At 67.0% G+C, this 16,543-nt stretch carries 17 protein-coding genes; 11 read left to right on the top strand and 6 right to left on the bottom strand.

Translation table 11 applies throughout. The annotated features are described in order from the left end of the window. The first annotated feature begins 346 nt into the window (after positions 1-346). From AC5Y36_RS07485 to AC5Y36_RS07435, 11 genes are read left to right on the top strand one after another with little or no spacing between them, the layout of a single operon-like run. Positions 347-1,189: an MlaE family ABC transporter permease gene (locus AC5Y36_RS07485; RefSeq protein ID WP_500040237.1), complete on the top strand. Its 843-nt coding sequence runs from the start codon at positions 347-349 to the stop codon at positions 1,187-1,189. Beyond that, positions 1,189-2,061: an MlaE family ABC transporter permease gene (locus AC5Y36_RS07480; protein ID WP_500040228.1), complete on the top strand. Its 873-nt coding sequence runs from the start codon at positions 1,189-1,191 to the stop codon at positions 2,059-2,061. The genes AC5Y36_RS07485 and AC5Y36_RS07480 overlap by 1 nt, the downstream gene beginning before the upstream one ends. Before the next feature lie 3 nt (positions 2,062-2,064). Then, a complete protein-coding gene (locus AC5Y36_RS07475; protein WP_500040227.1) occupies positions 2,065-3,105 on the top strand; it encodes an MlaD family protein in 1,041 nt (346 codons plus the stop codon). After that, the gene (locus tag AC5Y36_RS07470; protein WP_500040226.1) at positions 3,102-4,121 is read left to right on the top strand and encodes an MlaD family protein; all 1,020 of its coding nucleotides are present in this window, start codon (positions 3,102-3,104) and stop codon (positions 4,119-4,121) included. The genes AC5Y36_RS07475 and AC5Y36_RS07470 overlap by 4 nt, the downstream gene beginning before the upstream one ends. After that, positions 4,118-5,134 carry an MlaD family protein gene (locus AC5Y36_RS07465; RefSeq protein WP_500040225.1) on the top strand — a complete coding sequence of 339 codons (1,017 nt, stop codon included), beginning with the start codon at positions 4,118-4,120 and terminating at the stop codon, positions 5,132-5,134. Before AC5Y36_RS07470 ends, AC5Y36_RS07465 begins: the two co-directional genes overlap by 4 nt. Before the next feature lies 1 nt (position 5,135). Next, positions 5,136-6,287: an MlaD family protein gene (locus tag AC5Y36_RS07460; RefSeq protein WP_500040224.1), complete on the top strand. Its 1,152-nt coding sequence runs from the start codon at positions 5,136-5,138 to the stop codon at positions 6,285-6,287. Beyond that, positions 6,284-7,318, top strand: coding sequence for an MlaD family protein (locus tag AC5Y36_RS07455; RefSeq protein ID WP_500040223.1), 1,035 nt, complete (start codon positions 6,284-6,286; stop codon positions 7,316-7,318). The genes AC5Y36_RS07460 and AC5Y36_RS07455 overlap by 4 nt, the downstream gene beginning before the upstream one ends. Further along, entirely contained in the window at positions 7,315-8,283 is a 969-nt protein-coding gene (locus tag AC5Y36_RS07450) for an MlaD family protein (protein WP_500040222.1), read from the top strand. Before AC5Y36_RS07455 ends, AC5Y36_RS07450 begins: the two co-directional genes overlap by 4 nt. A gap of 26 nt (positions 8,284-8,309) precedes the next feature. Next, positions 8,310-8,978 (top strand): hypothetical protein, encoded by a 669-nt coding sequence (locus AC5Y36_RS07445; RefSeq protein ID WP_500040221.1) that lies wholly within the window; start codon positions 8,310-8,312, stop codon positions 8,976-8,978. Positions 8,979-8,984: 6 nt separating this feature from the next. After that, complete coding sequence (locus AC5Y36_RS07440) at positions 8,985-9,758, top strand: hypothetical protein (RefSeq protein WP_500040220.1); 774 nt, start codon at positions 8,985-8,987, stop codon at positions 9,756-9,758. Continuing rightward, positions 9,759-10,130 carry a hypothetical protein gene (locus AC5Y36_RS07435; RefSeq protein ID WP_500040219.1) on the top strand — a complete coding sequence of 124 codons (372 nt, stop codon included), beginning with the start codon at positions 9,759-9,761 and terminating at the stop codon, positions 10,128-10,130. It begins immediately after the preceding gene. An 83-nt stretch (positions 10,131-10,213) separates the two neighbouring features. Here AC5Y36_RS07435 and AC5Y36_RS07430 read toward each other — a convergent pair whose 3' ends face one another. From AC5Y36_RS07430 to AC5Y36_RS07405, 6 genes are read right to left on the bottom strand one after another with little or no spacing between them, the layout of a single operon-like run. Continuing rightward, positions 10,214-11,146 (bottom strand): SAM-dependent methyltransferase, encoded by a 933-nt coding sequence (locus AC5Y36_RS07430; protein WP_500040218.1) that lies wholly within the window; start codon positions 11,144-11,146, stop codon positions 10,214-10,216. 47 nt (positions 11,147-11,193) lie between these two features. Beyond that, the gene (locus AC5Y36_RS07425; RefSeq protein ID WP_500040217.1) at positions 11,194-12,105 is read right to left on the bottom strand and encodes an alpha/beta fold hydrolase; all 912 of its coding nucleotides are present in this window, start codon (positions 12,103-12,105) and stop codon (positions 11,194-11,196) included. Positions 12,106-12,113: 8 nt separating this feature from the next. After that, positions 12,114-13,070: an SDR family NAD(P)-dependent oxidoreductase gene (locus tag AC5Y36_RS07420; RefSeq protein WP_500040216.1), complete on the bottom strand. Its 957-nt coding sequence runs from the start codon at positions 13,068-13,070 to the stop codon at positions 12,114-12,116. Continuing rightward, positions 13,067-14,644, bottom strand: coding sequence for a flavin-containing monooxygenase (locus AC5Y36_RS07415; RefSeq protein ID WP_500040215.1), 1,578 nt, complete (start codon positions 14,642-14,644; stop codon positions 13,067-13,069). Before AC5Y36_RS07415 ends, AC5Y36_RS07420 begins: the two co-directional genes overlap by 4 nt. Before the next feature lie 6 nt (positions 14,645-14,650). Next, the gene (locus tag AC5Y36_RS07410) at positions 14,651-15,544 is read right to left on the bottom strand and encodes a metal-dependent hydrolase (RefSeq protein ID WP_500040214.1); all 894 of its coding nucleotides are present in this window, start codon (positions 15,542-15,544) and stop codon (positions 14,651-14,653) included. Positions 15,545-15,570: 26 nt separating this feature from the next. Beyond that, positions 15,571-16,425, bottom strand: coding sequence for a metal-dependent hydrolase (locus AC5Y36_RS07405; RefSeq protein WP_500040213.1), 855 nt, complete (start codon positions 16,423-16,425; stop codon positions 15,571-15,573). Positions 16,426-16,543: the final 118 nt, after the last annotated feature.

Genomic DNA, 16,543 nt, shown 5'->3' with positions numbered 1-16,543 from the left:
CACGCGGTTTAGGGCACCTTTGCGTCTGCTCGCCGGGGTGGCCGGGCCGCCGCCACGCATCACCTAAGAGGATTGACGTGTCAGTCATATATTGATAAGTTTTCCGAGGCACGCGAATTGTGATGCAGCACACACCGCCAAGTGATCCAATGGAGCTCCGGTCGGCCCGCAGGCAGAACCACCGCGACTTCCGGGTTCAGGCCGTCCTACGAAGGAGGGTTGCGGGTTGAGTTCAGCCGTCCGCGCGTCCACCGCGGCTGATTCCGGGGCCGGATCAGACGCCGCGGAGCCCACCCCTGCGGCCGAGCCGACCAGCGGGAAACCGGTCCTGCAGCTCTCGTCTTCGATGCACGCTCCGCTCCCGAGCCGGGTGGCCGGGATGCTCGGCACCCCATTGCGTTACGGACTTCGTCAGACCGACTCCTCGCTGCAGACCCTGGGCCGGTTCTTCGAGCTGGCGGCGCAAGCGATCGCCTACCTGGCCGGGGATCTGGTGCGGTTACGCCACCCGTGGCGCGACACCGTCAACCAGGCCTGGTTCGTGGTCAGCGTCACCGCGATACCGGCGCTGTTGGTGTCGGTCCCGTTCGGGGTGATCGTCGCGGTGCAGGTGGGCAGCATCATCCAGCAGGTGGGCGCGACGTCGATCTCGGGTGCAGCCGGCGGCCTGGGCGTGATCCGTCAGGGCGCGCCGATGGTGGCCGCGCTGCTGCTGGGCGGTGCGGCCGGTTCGGCGGTGACCACCGATCTGGGGGCGCGCAGCATCCGTGAGGAGGTCGACGCGCTGCGGGTGATGGGTATCGACCCGGTGCAGCGGCTGGTCACTCCCCGGCTGGCCGCGATCGTCTTCGTCGCGCCGGTGCTGTGCGTGTTCATCATCTTCATGGGCCTGGCCGCCGGCTACCTGATCAACGTCGGCTATCAATCCGGCACCCCGGGCAGCTATCTCGCCTCGTTCGCATCGTTCGCCAGCGTCGCCGACGTCGGGGTCGCGTTGCTCAAGACCTGGCTGTTCGGTCTGATCGTGATCCTGATCGCCTGCCAGCGCGGCCTGGAAGCCAAGGGTGGCGCACGTGGCGTGGCCGACGCCGTCAACGCCGCCGTGGTCCTCGGCGTGGTCTCGGTGTTCGTCCTCAACCTGGTGATCACCCAACTGGTCACCATGTTCATGCCGACGCGGGTGGGCTGATGGCCACCCCATCGCGTCATCTACCGCACGGGCTGGGCCTGCCGGTGCGGGCGTCGAGTGCCACGGTCGACGCCGCCGGCTCGGTACTGGAACGGCTCGGCCATCAGGCCACCTTCCTCATCGAGGTGCTCGGCGCCGTCCCGCGCACCCTCACCCATTACCGGCGCCAGACCGGCGCCCTGCTGGTCGACATGATCTGGGGCAACGGGTCGCTCATCGTCGGCGGCGGCACCATCGGCGTGCTGGTGTTCCTCGGTGCGGCGGTCGGCGGCTCGGTCGGCGTCGAGGGCTACGCCGCCCTGGACATGGTCGGGATGGGGCCGCTGACCGGGTTCGTCTCGGCCTATGCCAACACCCGGGAGATGGCACCGATGATCGCGGCGATCGGGTTCGCCGCACAGGCCGGCACCCGGATGACCGCCGAGATCGGGGCGATGCGGATCTCCGAGGAAATCGATGCCCTTGAGGCCCAGGCCATCCGGTCGATCCCGTTCGTGGTCACCACCCGGGTGATCGCCGGGATGATCACCATCGTGCCGCTGTACGTGCTGACGTTGATCCTGAGCTACCTGTCCTGCGCCCTGGTGGTCAACGTGCTGCACGGCCAGTCATCGGGCACCTACTACCACTACTTCGACGCCTTCATCCAGCCGTCCGACGTGGTGTTCTCGCTGATCAAGGCGGCCGTCTTCGTCACGCTGATCATCGCCATCCACGGCTATCAGGGCTACTACGCCAGCGGCGGGCCCGAGGGGGTCGGCGCGGCCTCCGGCCGGGCCATCCGCGCCAGCCTGATCACCGTCGTCCTGGCCGACATGGTGCTGACCCTGCTGTTCTGGGGCAACAACCCCGGCGTGCAGATCTCGGGATAACCGATGCCGGCCATTCATGATCCCAGCGGGCGAACGTCCAGCCGCCGAGCGTTACGCATTCGCGGCGTGATCGTCGCCGCTGCACTGGCGATTACCGGCAGCCTGCTCTACCAGCTGGCCATCGGCAGCTACACCGACACGTTCCGGCTCACCGTGGTGACCAACGCGATCGGCGAGGGCCTGATGCCCGGCGCCGAGGTGAAATTCCACGGCCTGACCATCGGATCGGTCAAGACCCTGGAATCCATCGGCTACAACCGCCAGCAGATGACGGTGGAACTCGACCCGCGGCAGGCCAAAGCGTTGACCGCCGACACCCGGGCGCAGTTCACCTCGTCGAATGTATTCGGCAGTGCCGCCGTTGAACTCCTCAGCAGCGGCACCGGCACACCGCTGTCCCCCAACCAGACGCTGGTGATGAGCACCGAGGCGCAGGCGGCCTCGATCACCGGGCTGCTGCGGCACGGCGACCGGCTCGGTCAGATCGTCGACTCGCCGGAGTTCACCCACCTGGTCGAGACACTGCGCCGGCACTCGGATCTGACCGAGCCGGTGGCCCGCTCCAGCTTCGATCTGGCCAAGATCCTCGCCGACGCCCAAACCGTGCCGTTCTCGGCGTCGCTGGCGGTGATCTCGTCGTTCGTCACCGGCGTCAACGATTTCGTCCCATTGGTCGGTCTGGTCAACAACCTGCTCGACGGGTTGGATTTTCTCGTCGAACCCGGCGGCGCCGAGCGCACGAATGTGGTGCTGCAACAGATCGGCCAGTTGCTGAGCGACGCCGGTCAGATCGTGGTCCGCAACAAGCCCTGGCTGTCCCCGCTGATCACCGGGATCACCAACACCAGCGTGCCGCTGATGTTCACGCTGGGAAGCCTGGCGCCGGCCTACGATCGGCTGTCCGGTCTGCTGGACCGTACCAGCGCGGCGTTTCCGTTCGTCGACAACAAAGTTCGGATGCAGATCGAAGTCACGATCGACACCGTGCCGGGGCTCGCGGCGGCGCTGCCCGACACCGTCCCGGGACCGGGCGGCCCCCGATGAGGTCGGTGTCCAGATCGGTGCTGTGGCTGACGGTTTTCGTCGCTGTCGCCGCGGCGTGTGCGCTGGTGGTGCTGACCGCGTTGCGCAGCCCGATCAGCGGGGCGGTGTCGCGGTACACCGCCACCTTCTCCGACGTGTCCGGGCTCTTCGTCGGTGACGACGTCCGGATCTCCGGTGTGCAGGTCGGCAAGGTGGACACCGTGCGGCTGGACGGACGCGTCGCCAAGGTCGACTTCAGCGTGCTCGCCGAGCATCCGCTCTTTGCCAACACGGTGGCCGCGGTGCGCTACCAGAACCTGCTCGGGCAGCGCTACGTGGAACTCATGCACCCGGACACACCCGGCGCCGGGCTCCCGCCCGGCGGGCTCATCCCGCTGGGACACACCATTCCGTCGTTCGATGTGGCCAAGCTGTTCAACGGATTCCGGCCGATCTTCGCCACCCTGGATCCCGCCCAGTTCAATCTGTTCGGCGAGAATCTGCTGCGGCTGATCCAGGGCGATGAAACCGGCATCGGTCCGGTACTGCGCGACCTCGACACGATCGCCAAGCTGGCCGTCGACCGGCAGAGCGTCATCACCGTGCTGCTGCGCAATCTGTCGCAGGTGTCAGCGGACCTGGGCGGCAAATCCGCGCCGCTGTTCCACCTGATCGCGGTACTCAACGACGTGCTGGGCAAGTTCACGTCCAAAGCCCAGGAGTTCGCCACCTCCGTTGACACCGAGTTGCCGCTGCTGCGCAACCTGATGCACGTGTTGCAGTATGTCGAGCGCACCTTCGACGGCAGCACCGTCCCGACCTACGACTTGATGAGCCGGATGTTCCCGCAGACCCCGACCATCATCTCGGGTCTGTCGCTGGTGCCGTCGCTGATCCAGGGCATGCGCCAGTCGTTGGTCGATGACGAATCCGCGGCGCCCGGTACCGCGACCTACGTCTGCTCGCACGGCGAAGTCACCCTGCCCGGGATCGGGCAGGTGTCGTTCGCGCAACAGGATCTGGTGATCTGCAAATGATTCCGCTCGGCAAACGACAACACAAGCGGGTGCTCGACGAGGGCGCCCGGGCCGCCCGCAGCCGGCGCTACGGCATCATCGGTCTCACCGTCATCCTCGCCGCGCTGACAACGACGGGGCTGGCCTACGTCGCCCCGATCGGGCAGTCCGGCTACACCGCGCACCTCAGCAATTCCGGCGGGGTTCGCTCCGGCGACGAGGTGCGCATCGCCGGCGTACCGGTCGGCAAGGTCACCGGCGTCCGACTGGCCCGCACCGTCGTCGAGATGACCTTCGACGTCAACCGCTCCATTCCGGTCGGCTCCGAGTCCACCCTCGACATCAAACTGCTCACCCCGCTGGGCGGCCACTATGTGGCATTGGATCCGCAGGGCGGCACACCGCTGGGACACAACGTGATTCCGCCGCAACGGGTGACCACACCGTTCGAGATCAACGACATCATCCAAACCGCAACCCCACTGGTCAAAGAGGTCGACGGCGATGTCATCCACGACACCTTCACCCAGGTTGCCAACGCCGCCAACCACTATCCCAACGCGCTGCGCGACATCATCCGCTCCGCCGACGAGTTGACCACCGCGTTGCAGCGCAGCACCATCGACTTCCACCGCGGTCTGGATTTCACCAACAACACTCTGGGTGCGATGGTCGACGGCCGGCAGCAACTGGTGGACCTGGCCGAACGATTCGCCCGAATCGGCACCATGTACACCTCGAAAGCCGTTGATATCGTCGAGTTCTTCACCCTGCTCGACGAACTCGCCCGCATCATCGATCGTGCCATCACGTTCTACGGGCGAGAAGTGATGCCGGTCGTCAACGGCCTCGACGACATCTTCGACACCCTGTTCGCCCATCCCGACCGGTTGGGCAAGGCCGCCATCGAGCTGGGCCAGATCCTGCAGATCGTCTGGCCGATGCTGAGCGGAAACGGGGTAGTCTTCGATCAACACACCCGGCTGGCGCCCGGCCAGGACCTGTGTCTGCCCAACATCATGAAGCACTGTTGATATGAAACGAAACCGGTTGCGCGCTCGGGCGACGCTGCTCATCACCCTGACGGTGGTGGTCGTGATCGCGGCGATCGCGGTCTGCGCCACCCAGTACGTCGTGTCCAGGGTCAACGAGACACGCGCGCTCTGCGCGGAATTCACCGACGCGGTTGGGCTGTACCCGGGCAACAAGGTGACGTTGCTGGGGATGGAGGTCGGCAAGGTCACCGCCATCAGCAACAAACCCGATCACGTGCAGGTCGACTTCAGCGTGCGCACCGACCTCGACCTGCCCGCCGACGTGGGCGCGGTCACCTACTCGCAGTCGATCGTCACCGACCGGCACGTCGAGCTCACCAAGCCGTATGACAGTGGCCCCAAGTTCTCCGGCCCGGCCTGCATCAAGCTGGAATCCACCAAGACGCCGATCGGTGTCAGCCAAACCTTCACGGCGCTGGGCGAACTCACCGACGCCATTCTCGGACCCGACAAGGGACAGGATCCCGCCCGGGCGCCCGGTGTCCAGGCGATCAACGACAGCATCCGGGCGGCGAGCCGCTCACTGGCCGACACCGGGCCCGGTCTCAACCAGACGCTGCGTGATCTGGTCGCCATGCTCGGCGACCCCTACAAGGCGGACGCCGACTACCGCAAACTGTTCGAGAACTCCCAGATCATCTCCGCAGGTTTCCTGAAGCACTGGGACACCTTCAGCACCGTCGCGCAAACCCTGCCCGGCACCGCGGCGTTGATCGAGGGATTGTCGGACAACTTCGCCGGTGCACTGCACCACGTGGTGCATCTGCTGCCGATTCTGGTCGAGGCGTTGAACCGGTTCGCTCCGCGGGCCTATCACAACATCAACGACAAGCTGATCCCCTGGATCCGGGACCTGCTCAACGCCTACACCCCGCACATCCTCGGGATCATCAACTCGTGGCCGCAGTTCTCCACCTGGCTCTCCGACATCTACGAGCCGGCCTGGGGCACCAACAGCGTCACGTATATCCCGCCGCAGGTGGCGATTTCGCCGTCGCAGGTCGGTGCCATCTGCGACAAGCTGCGCGAGCGCAACACCCCGGGCAGCGCGGCCGCCTGCGCGGCCGGCACCGGCTCGGATCCGGTCACGCTGGGTTTGACCGACCTCATCCTGGGAGCGGCGCTGTCATGACCCGCCGAGTGTCTGCCGTGCTGAGCGCCGTGTTGATCGCGTGTTCGGCGGCGTGTTCGCTGGACCCGACCCGGCTGCCGGTGCCGGGCGCCTACACCCCGGACAACGCCTACACCATCAGCATCGAGTTCTCCAGTGTGCTGAACGTGCCGGCCCGGGCGAAGGTGGACTTCGGCGGCGTCCAGGTCGGGGTGCTGGATTCGGTGCGGTTGGTGGGCAACACGGCGGTGGCGTCCGTCGAGGTGTCCGGCGGGGTGAAACTGCCCCGCAACACCCGCGCCGAGTTGCGTCAGGCCACCGTCCTGGGCGACATCTACATCGCGCTGTTGCCGCCGGACACTGCGTCGGCCGCCGTGCTGGGCAACGGCGACACCATCCCGCTGGGCAACACCGTGCCCGCCGACAATGTCGAGGATGTGCTGCGGTCGACGTCGAACCTGGTGGCCGGCGGCACGATCAGCACGCTGCAGCAAACCGTGATCAACCTCAACAAGGCGTTTCCGAAGGATCCCGCCGAGCTGACCCGCATTCAGCACAAGCTGTCCGGCGTGCTCAACGACCTCGCGGTCAACCAGGCCACCATCAACGGCATCTTGGCGAGCATGCAGACCATCAGCGACAGCCTGGTGGTCAACACCGCTACCTTCGACCGGTTGGTCACCGAGGGTCCGCCCAAACTGACCGGCTTGTCCAGCGTGACGCTGAACATCATCGCGCTGCTGGTGGATTTCCAGGACCTCGGCCGCGCCGGTGGAGAACTGGTGGATCCGATCGCCCCGGACATCATCCAGATGCTGTCCTACGTCACGCCGTTCATCGGCTCGGTGGCAACCGTGGACACCACCATCCCGGTGATCGCCGACAAGGTGATCGCGCTGGTCCGCGACAAACTCGTCCCGTTCTTCGGCAACGGCGGCCCGAAGTACACCGTCACCGAACTGCATCCACCGACCGGGCGCGAAGGTGTGGACCCCGCCGACAAGGCCGATGCGGCGGTGCAGGCGATGCGCGCGATGGGACTGCTGCCATGAAGCTCAACGCCGGAACAACTTTGGCGGTGCTGGCCATCCTGACCGTGCTCGGCGCCGGTTACATGTCGTTCGGCGTGCTCGACATGGGGCCGACCAAACAGGTCACCCGGCTCACCCTCATGCTGGACTCGTCCGGCGGCCTGCTGCAGACGTCCCACGTGACGATGCGCGGCATCAAAGTGGGCCGGGTCAGCGGTATTCAAGCCGCCCCGCACGGTTTGGCGGTGTCGATCACCCTGGACCGCGACCATCCGGTTCCCGCCGACAGCGCGATCAGCGTGGAGAGCCTCTCGGTGGCCGGCGAACAGTACATCGACTTCAAACCCAGGCTGATCAAACCCCCCTATTTCAGCGACGGCACGGTGATCCCGGCCGATCGGGTCGCGCCCCGGGTGACGGTCAGCGACCTGCTCGCCCGCGCGAACGCACTGTTCTCGGCGGTCAATCCCGCCGACATCCACACCATCGTCGCCAACGCCTCCCAGGCACTGGCCGGCAACGACGCCACCCTGGATTCGCTGGCCACTACCGCCGGGCTGGCCGCCAAAGTCGTGCAGGACGACAAGCATCTGCTCGCGGCGCTGTTCGGCGACCTGTCCACCCTGACCACCGGGATGGGTCGGCTCGACATCGGATCGGTGTTCAGCCAGACCGGCACACTGCTGCCCAGCGCGGTGCCGGCGTTCATCAGGCTGATTCACGAATTCGACGAACTCTCCCACAGCGGCCACGACGTCTTCGGCCAGGGCGATGCGGCCGGCACTCTGATCGCCAAACTCGACGAGTACATCGAGATGCTGTCGGTCCCGTTGGGAACCTTCGCCGAGGCGCTGGAGCCGGCGACCGCGCCGCTGCGCCCGCTGCGGGTCGACGCCGGGCATTGGCTCGACTTCTGGGAATCGACCTTCAACGACAGCGGCGGGGTCCGCATCCAACTCAACGTCCCGGAATGGCACCAACCGTGAACCGCAACGCAGCAAAGGGAACCGACATGAGCGACACCGACACCGCCGAATCAGCCGAGGCCGAGGTCACCGAAACGGCCGACACCTCAGATGACGCCACGACCCCCGACCCGCCGGTCGAATCGGGGCAGCGACGGCTGCGGGTGGCGGCTGCCGTGATCGCGGCGGTGGCCGTCGCCGCGGGTGCGGTGTTCGGCTACCTCAAGTACCGCGGTGTGTCCGACGACCTGACCGCGCTGCGTCAGGCCCAGAGCGACCGCGACACCGCGGCGCAGGTGGCCCGCGACTACGCCACCAAGTCGTTGACGTACAGCTTCGAAGACCCCGACGCCTTCTTTCGCGCCGTCGAAGACGGTGTGGCACAACCACTCAAGGACAAGTACGTCGATGTCACCGACGTTCTCAAACAGCTCGTCGTGGACGGGCAGCTGACGTCCAGCGGGGAGGTGCTGGCCACCGACGCGACCGCGGTGCCCGACGGCGGGTACCAGGTGGTGGTGTCGGCGACCCAGACCACCCGCAATCTGCAACGCCCGACACCGCGGGTGTCGGTCATCCTGCTGCAGATCACCGTCAACAAGGTCGGCGGCGGCTGGCAGGTTTCCGATATTCGCCGCGCCAACACCGGCGGGCAGGCCTCCGACCAGCTGCCCGGCCCCGGCCCGCTCGCCGGTGAACCGGCCCCGAAACGGTAGCCGGCCGTGAAGCGGCTTCCCCCGCTGGTCGCCGCGGCCACGGTGGCCGCCACGGTGCTGTGCGCTCCGGCTGCCACGGCCGAGCCGGCGCTGCCGTCATGTCCACGGCCGGCCGCGTTGATCAATCCCAAAGCGCGCTCGCCGCACACCGATTGCCGGATGCGCTCTGATGGCCTGGACTTCGCCGTGTCGTACTGGACGCTGCCCGAGCTGCCGGGGCCGCGGGCGGTGAAGGTCACCGTGACCGATGACTCCGGCGAGGTGGTGCAAACCATCGACGAACTGTTGGAGCCGTCCAGCCCGGGTCCGGTCGGCTGGCAGGACGTGGACGCCGACGGCCGCGAGGAGTTGATCATTCCGATCGGGCAGCACTTTTTCAACGGCAGCCCGAACACCCGGTTCTCGGTGTGGCGTGCCCCGGGCGACCGCAGCCATTTCGAGCGCACCCAGATGCTCGGGCAGGCGCTGTATCCCAGCGGCGACGGGTATCTGGTGACCAACGGCGGCGCCGTCGACAGTCGCGATCTCACCTTCTACCTGCCGACCGGTGCCGGCTACACCCTGGTGGTGGTGTTGACCATCGAAGCCGAGCAGGTGGACCCGAACACGCACCGGGTGTTGACGGTGAACTGCCGTGCGCATCAGGAGGATGGCCTGCACGCCGTCGACATGGACGTCTATCAGGCCGAGGACACGTTCTGCGTGTCACCGGCCGCCAACGCCATCTGGCCCGACGCCCAGCGGGTCACGATCCGGCCCTGGCCGCGCTGGGGAAGTTAGGTGGCCCTACCTCGAACCCTGCTGGCCGGCACCGTCGTTGCGGTGTCGCTGCTGAGTGCGCCGGCGGCCGTGGCCGACGATCCAGAATGCGACATCATCACACCGGCCGCTGACCAGCTTGAGCTGGCGTTCAATCGGATTCAGCCCGGTATCGTCGCACCACCGGGGACCGAGGGCAGCATTGTCAATGCGGCGCGGCCGCTGTTCGGGCTGATCAGCCCGGCCGCGGTCGACCTGCGGCTGTGGTCGAGCACGCTGGCCGCCGAGGTCAATCGCACCAATCCGTACCGGCCGGCCGGCCCGGGCCAGATCGCCGATGATCTTCGGCAGGCCCGACAGCAGCTGGCCGCCGCCCGGCAGTACTGCGGCTAACGAAGGCGTTGCCCCCGCGCCGAACGTGCACTGAGGGCGGGATTTTGGCCGAAACCCCGGCCTCAGTGCACACTCGGCGCACACTAGCGACGGCGCGCAGGCCGGCGCGCCTTGTCGGCCACCGCCACGATGTAATCCGAGTAGATCCCGTTGATCCGGAAACCCAGCGGCGTGAAGCTGTACCGCAGTAGCGGGTTGACGTGTCGCATGTCGGGGTCACGCAGCCTCCGGTGCAGGAACCGGCCCAGCGGCGGGTACACGTCGTCGGTGATCGGCCAGGCCCGGGCTTCGTCGAACCCGACCGCACGCAGCAGATCGCGATAGCCGGCCACATCGACCGCGGCGCGCTGGGCCCGCGGTGCTGCCGCCCGCCAGCCCCGCCGCGCCACCTCGGCACGAGCCCAGCCGTTGAGGGCGGAGCGCTTCGGGACGATGTCGGCGGTCACCAACCGGCCGCCGGGCTTCAGCACCCGCAGCGCCTCGGCGAAGAACTCGAGCCGAGACGGGAAGTGAAACGCCGACTCCAGGGCGACCACCTTGGTGCACGATTCGTCGTCCTGAGGCAGCTCGGTGGCCGACGCATGCACGTAGTCGATGCGCTTGGCCAGCCCGGCGTCGCTGACCCGACGAGTCGCGATGGCGATCTGTTCTTCGGCCAGGTTGACGCCGGTGATCCGTTTGGGGCCGAACTCGTTGGCCCACAGGATGTCCTGGTCTCCGTAGCCGCAGCCACAGTCGACGACGATGTCTGACTTGCCGAACTCGGCGCTTTGCGCCACCAACCTGGCCAGGTCCCTGCTCGCCTCGTCCAGCGTGGCCGGACGGTTCTTCCAATAGCCGAAGTTGATGAACAACGACTCCTCGCCGAACAGGTTCTGGGTGCCGACGATGTCGTAGATCTGTCCGGTCTTCGGGCCCTCGGAGGGCGACAGCGCGATGCGCATGGCCTGACCCCACTCCCCGGTCCAGCGCCTGAGCCGCGCGGCCGGCGACTCGTGTGGGATGTGGCGTGGCATGGTGACCAACCCGGTCTCCTCTGAACTCGAGATAGCGAACGGACGGCCTATCCGGCCGCTCCGGCCCAGTCCGGCACCCGCAGCCGCGCCCTGGACGTCAGGCCCAGCAGTTCGGCGGTGACGGCGTCGGCACGCTCATACGGCAGGAAATGACCCGCGCCGGGGAATACCACCAGCCGGCCGTGCGGCAGGGCCGCGACGATCCGCCGAGCGTGCGCCGGCGAGGTCAGCCAGTCCCGGGTACCCGCCATCACCACCACATCCAGGTCGGCGAAATCCGCCACCACGTCATACCGGTTGTGTTGCAGGATCGACCGCCCCAGCGCGGCCACCGCGCGGGGGTCGCTGAGTGCACCCTGCAGTACCGCGCGGTTCAGGTCGTGGCGATGCGGCGACTTCCCGAACGCGCCCCGCGCGCCCTGCCGCAGCAGCCACAGCGGCCGGCTCGGCATCGCGGTGCGCGCCGCCACCGCCAACGCGATGTCGAGCAGGCGCTCCGATCCGGTGATCCGCCGCAGCGTGCCGAGCAGGTCCCCGGCACTGGTCGCGACGAACGCCGCCCCGGCCGCGCGCTGCGCGACGAGTTCCGGGTGGCGCTGCGCCAAACCCAGCAGCGTCATCCCGCCCAGGGAATGCCCGCCGAACACGATCGGCCCGGTGGGCACCAAGGTTGCGACCACCGCGGCCAGGTCATCGGCGAGCCGTTCGATGGAGGCGGTCGGCACCCGAGCCGAATTCCCGTGGCCCCGATGGTCGTAGGCGATCACCCGCAACGTCGGGTCGCTGTGGACCAACAGGGTGGCGACGTCTTCCCAGATCCGGCTGGACAGGGTCCAGCCGTGGCTGAGCACCACGCTCACCTCGGCCTGCCCCGAGCCCCATTCGGCGACCTCCAACCAGGCATCGTCGAGCGCCAACCGTGAGCGGCGGCACACCACGTCCGCCGGACCCGAACCCATCGCCTGGCCTACTTGCTCTTCGCGGGCACCGGCTCCGCGTCGGCCGGGTGGCCGGGACCGCCGGCCAGCAGTCGCGAATCGGCGAGCCTGCCCAGGAATTGGGTCCCGAGCTTCTCCATGGCGCCCACCGAGAACGGCCGCGTCATAGTCCGATTGATGCCGGGGGCGATGCGCAGCATGAAATACCCCAGCCAGGCTTCGGTGCGTACCGGAACCACCGCGAGGTCGAAGCGCACCGCACGGACCGCGGCGCGGGCCACCAGGTCGGGGCTCATCGGCGAGAACGGCAACTTCTCGGCGAAGTCCTGCAGTTGCCGCAGCACCTGCTTGCCCTGGGTCATCAACTCCTGATCGACACCGACGGTGACCGCATGGGAACCGATGTTGGTGTTGATCACGCCCGGGCAGATTGCGCTGACCCCGATACCCTCGGGTCCCAGCTCCAGCCGCAGGCATTCGGTCAGCATCTTGACGCCCGCCTTGGACACCGAGTAGGCGGACATCACCGGTGTCGGTGTCAGCGCGGCAGCCGACGCGATGTTCACGATGTGCCCGCCGGCGCCGCGTTCCACCATCTGGGCGCCGAACACGCGGCACCCGTGGATCACGCCCATCAGGTTGACGGATAGCTGGCGGTCCCAGTCCGCCGGGCTGAGCGCCAGAAACGGTCCGCCCACCACCATGCCGGCGTTGTTGACCAGCACGTCGGCGTAGCCGTGATCGGCCAGCACCGCGCGGGCGAAGGTCTCCCAGTCCTCGGGGTCGGTGACATCCAGGCGCGCCGCCGAGGCACGGTGCCCGTTGCCGTGGATGATCGCCGTGGTCGCCTGGGCAGATTCCAGGTCGATGTCGGAGGCCACCACATGCGCGCCGAGCTTGGCGAACCTGATCGCGGTCGCCCGGCCGATGCCGCTGCCGGCGCCGGTCACCACCACCAGGCGAGGCCGTAACCCGTTGAGCTTCACGCGTTCTCCTTTGCTTCGGTGATCAGTGCACCGGACCGGACCGGCCCGGCGGTGTAGCGGTAGACGTCGAGGTCGTAATGCCGGTTCTGCCAGTACATTTCTCCGTGCGTGGACGGGCGGAACGGCGAGTCGCCATGGTTGTCCAGGTAGTAGGTGTTGGACCCGTCGCAGGTCGGGGTGAACAGGAAGTTGCGCTCCTGGCGTTTGAGACAGTTACGGAAGTACTCGTCGTGCGCCTCTTGCCGGATCTCACACACCGTGGCACCGCGCCGCTTGGACTCGGCGATGGCCCGGCTCAGGTGCGCCGAGGTCGCCTCGATCATCCACAGATAGGAGCCCAGCACGAAACCGTAGGGCCCGGTGATGGCGAAGGCGTTCGGAAAACCGGGAATCGAAACACCCTGATAGGACTGGTATCTCTGCTCATCCCAGAACTGGCCGAGCTCGACTCCGCCGCGGCCGAACACCGGGAACGGTGGGACCGACCCTTTGGCCCACAGCTTGAAGCCGGTCGCGCAGATCAGCACATCGACCTGGTGCTCGGTTCCGTCGGCGGTGCGCACCCCGGTTTCGGTGATGCACTCGATGCTGTCGGTGACCAGGCTGACGTCGTCGCGGTTGAACGTCCGCAGGTAGTCGTTGGACATCGACGGGCGCTTGCAGCCCAGGCCGTAGCGCGGGATCAGCTTCTCCCGGGTGATCGGGTCACGAACCTGGCTGCGCATCCAGCCGCGCACCGGCACCTCGAACAGCTTGCGGCTCACCGTGGTCAGCCACGGCGGTCCGACCAGCATCCCGCTCATCCCGACCTCGGTCGCCAGGGTTCCGGCCAGGCGGATGGCCGAGCGCAGCGGGCGGCGACCCATGATCCAGCGCCCGACCCCACGCATCTCGGCGTCCCCCTTGGGGAACACCCAGATCGGTGTGCGCTGGAAGACGCTCAGGTGCTGTACCTCGTCGACGATGGCCGGCACCAGCTGCAACGACGTCGCGCCGGTGCCGATGACGGCGACCCGCTTGCCGGCCAACTCAACGTCGTGATCCCACAGCGCGGTGTGCATGAGGGTGCCGGCGAAGTCGTCGACGCCGGGAATGTCGGGCATTTTGGGACGTTCCAGGCCACCCACCGCCAGCACCACGTAGCGGCCGGTGATCTGCTCACCACCATCGGTGCTCAACCGCCACATGCTGTTGACCTCATCGAAGGTCGCCGAGGTGATCGTGGTGTTGAGCCGCAACTTCTCCCGCAGCCCGTATTTGTCCACCACGTCGTTGGCGTAGCCGCGCAACTCCTCCCCCGGGGCGAACAGCCGCGACCAGTCGCCGCGCTGCTCGTAGGAGAAGCTGTAGATGAACGCCGGGATATCCACGGCCACACCGGGATAGGTGTTCGCATGCCACGTTCCGCCGACCTGGTCCCATTTGTCCAGGATGACGAAATCGTGGACGCCCTGGCGCTGCAACGCGATGCCGGCGCCGATACCGCCGAACCCGGCACCGACGATGAGGACCTCGTGGTCGGGTGTCACCCGCTCCGCGGTGGCAGACGATTCGGCATCAATGGTGGTAGTCACCGTGGCCTACTTGAGGTGTCCCACGAGCGAGCCCTGCGCGCCGAAGAGTTCCTGGCGCCACAGCCGCACCAACGCGTCGGTGTCCACGTCGTCGGGATGGAAGCCGGGCCGCATGTACACCCGCAGATCACCCATCAGCCCCTTGACCAGCGGGCCGCGGAAGATGCCGATGGTCTGGCGCAGCACCTTGACCGGGCGCCAGCCCTGCGGGTCGGTCATGATGGACAGCAAGGTCCCGAACGTCACAACCGGGATCGTCAGGGTGTACATCACCGCCATCACCCCGATACGCAGCCACTCCGGGCCGCCGACGCTCCGATACACGTCGAATGCCACCGACTTGTGCTCCAATTCCTCGGTCGCGTGCCAGTTCAACAGGTTCCAGACCTCGGGATCCCCGGGGATCGCTTGGATCTCCTCACGGCCCAGCACCCGCTCGGCGAGGGTCGCGGTGTAGTGCTCGGCAGCGGCGGTCATCGCCAGATGCGCCAGGGCCGGGGCACGGTTCTCGATCCGCTGCACCAGGCGCTCCCGGCGGGAGTCGCGGTCGAACATGAACAGCCGGACGAACGGGTAGCCCATCTCGATGAGCTTCTCGTTGAGGCGGCGGTGTTCTTGACCGTGCACCGATTCCTGCCCGATGAAGCCCGCCACCCGCTTCTTCAACACCGGGTCGCTCACCTTGTCCGCCAGCCGGCGCACCGATCGGATGAACGACTCCTCCCCCGGCGGGAACGCGGCCGACAACACCGCCACGAAATGACTGAACGCGATGTCGCCCTCCACGAAATGGTGGCTCATCGGTTCGGGGTCGCCGAAGCGGAACCGGATGCGGCGGACCTTCGGGTACAGGTCCACCGGCGCCTTGCCGTTCGTGCTGACTGCCTGGCTCGCAACCATCTCAGCTATCTCCTTTGAAAAGTGGGTTATTTCAGGTGATCGACGAGGGCGCCGTCGGCGCCGAACAGCTGCTGCTGCCAGTGCTCCAGCAGCGGCTCGGTGTCGATGTCGTCGGGATGGAAGCCCGGTTTGAGGTACTTCACCAGCTCGGCGCCCAACCCCTTGAATATCGGGCCGCGGGACAGCGCGTACGCCTCGCGGATCAGCCGCAGCGGCTGGCGTCGGGCACGGGGGTCTTGGGACAGTGAGAACGCCAGCGAAATGGCGGTGATCGGCAGGGTGGTGGCGAACATGATCGCCATCACCGCGATCCGCACCCGTTCGGAGCCGTCCATCGCGCGGTAGACGTCGAACGCGACGGATTTGTGTTCCAACTCCTCCAAGGCGTGCCAATTCAACAGGTTCCACACCTCGGCGTCACCGGGGATCGCTTGGAGTTCGTCGCTGGACAGCACCCGCTGAGCCAGGACCGCGGTGTAATGCTCGGCCGCGGCCGTCATCGCCAGGTGCACGTGGGCACCCACCCGCTCTTCGGTACGCATCACCCGTTGCTTGGCGGTATTCGAATCCCACCATCGGATCGGGTAGCCCAGCTCGACGAGCTTTTCGTTGAGTTGGCGGTGCTGCTGGCCGTGCATGGATTCCTGGCCGATGAACCCGGCTACCCGCCTCCTCAGCACCGGATCGGTGACGTTGTCGGCGAATCGGCGCACCGACCGGATGAACGACTCCTCGCCCGGCGGAAACGCCCCGGACAGGCCGGCCACGAAATGGCTGAACACCATGTCGTCGTCGACGAAATACTTGCCCGCCGAGGCATCCTCGCCGAAACGGAACCGGATCCGTCTGGTCTTCGGATAGCTGGCCACCTGGTTCGCCATCGCGGATTCCTTTCTCGAACGATCAGTAACTAGTACTTGAAGTACTAGGTGACTGTCGTCACAGTAACGCGGTCCGAGAGTGCGGCGCAAGCATGTTCCAATTTTCGGACTGATATGT

Source organism: Mycobacterium sp. NGS50, assembly GCF_059812545.1.
The sequence above is the reverse complement of the archived record's forward strand: the minus strand, read 5'-3'. Positions and strand labels throughout refer to the sequence as shown.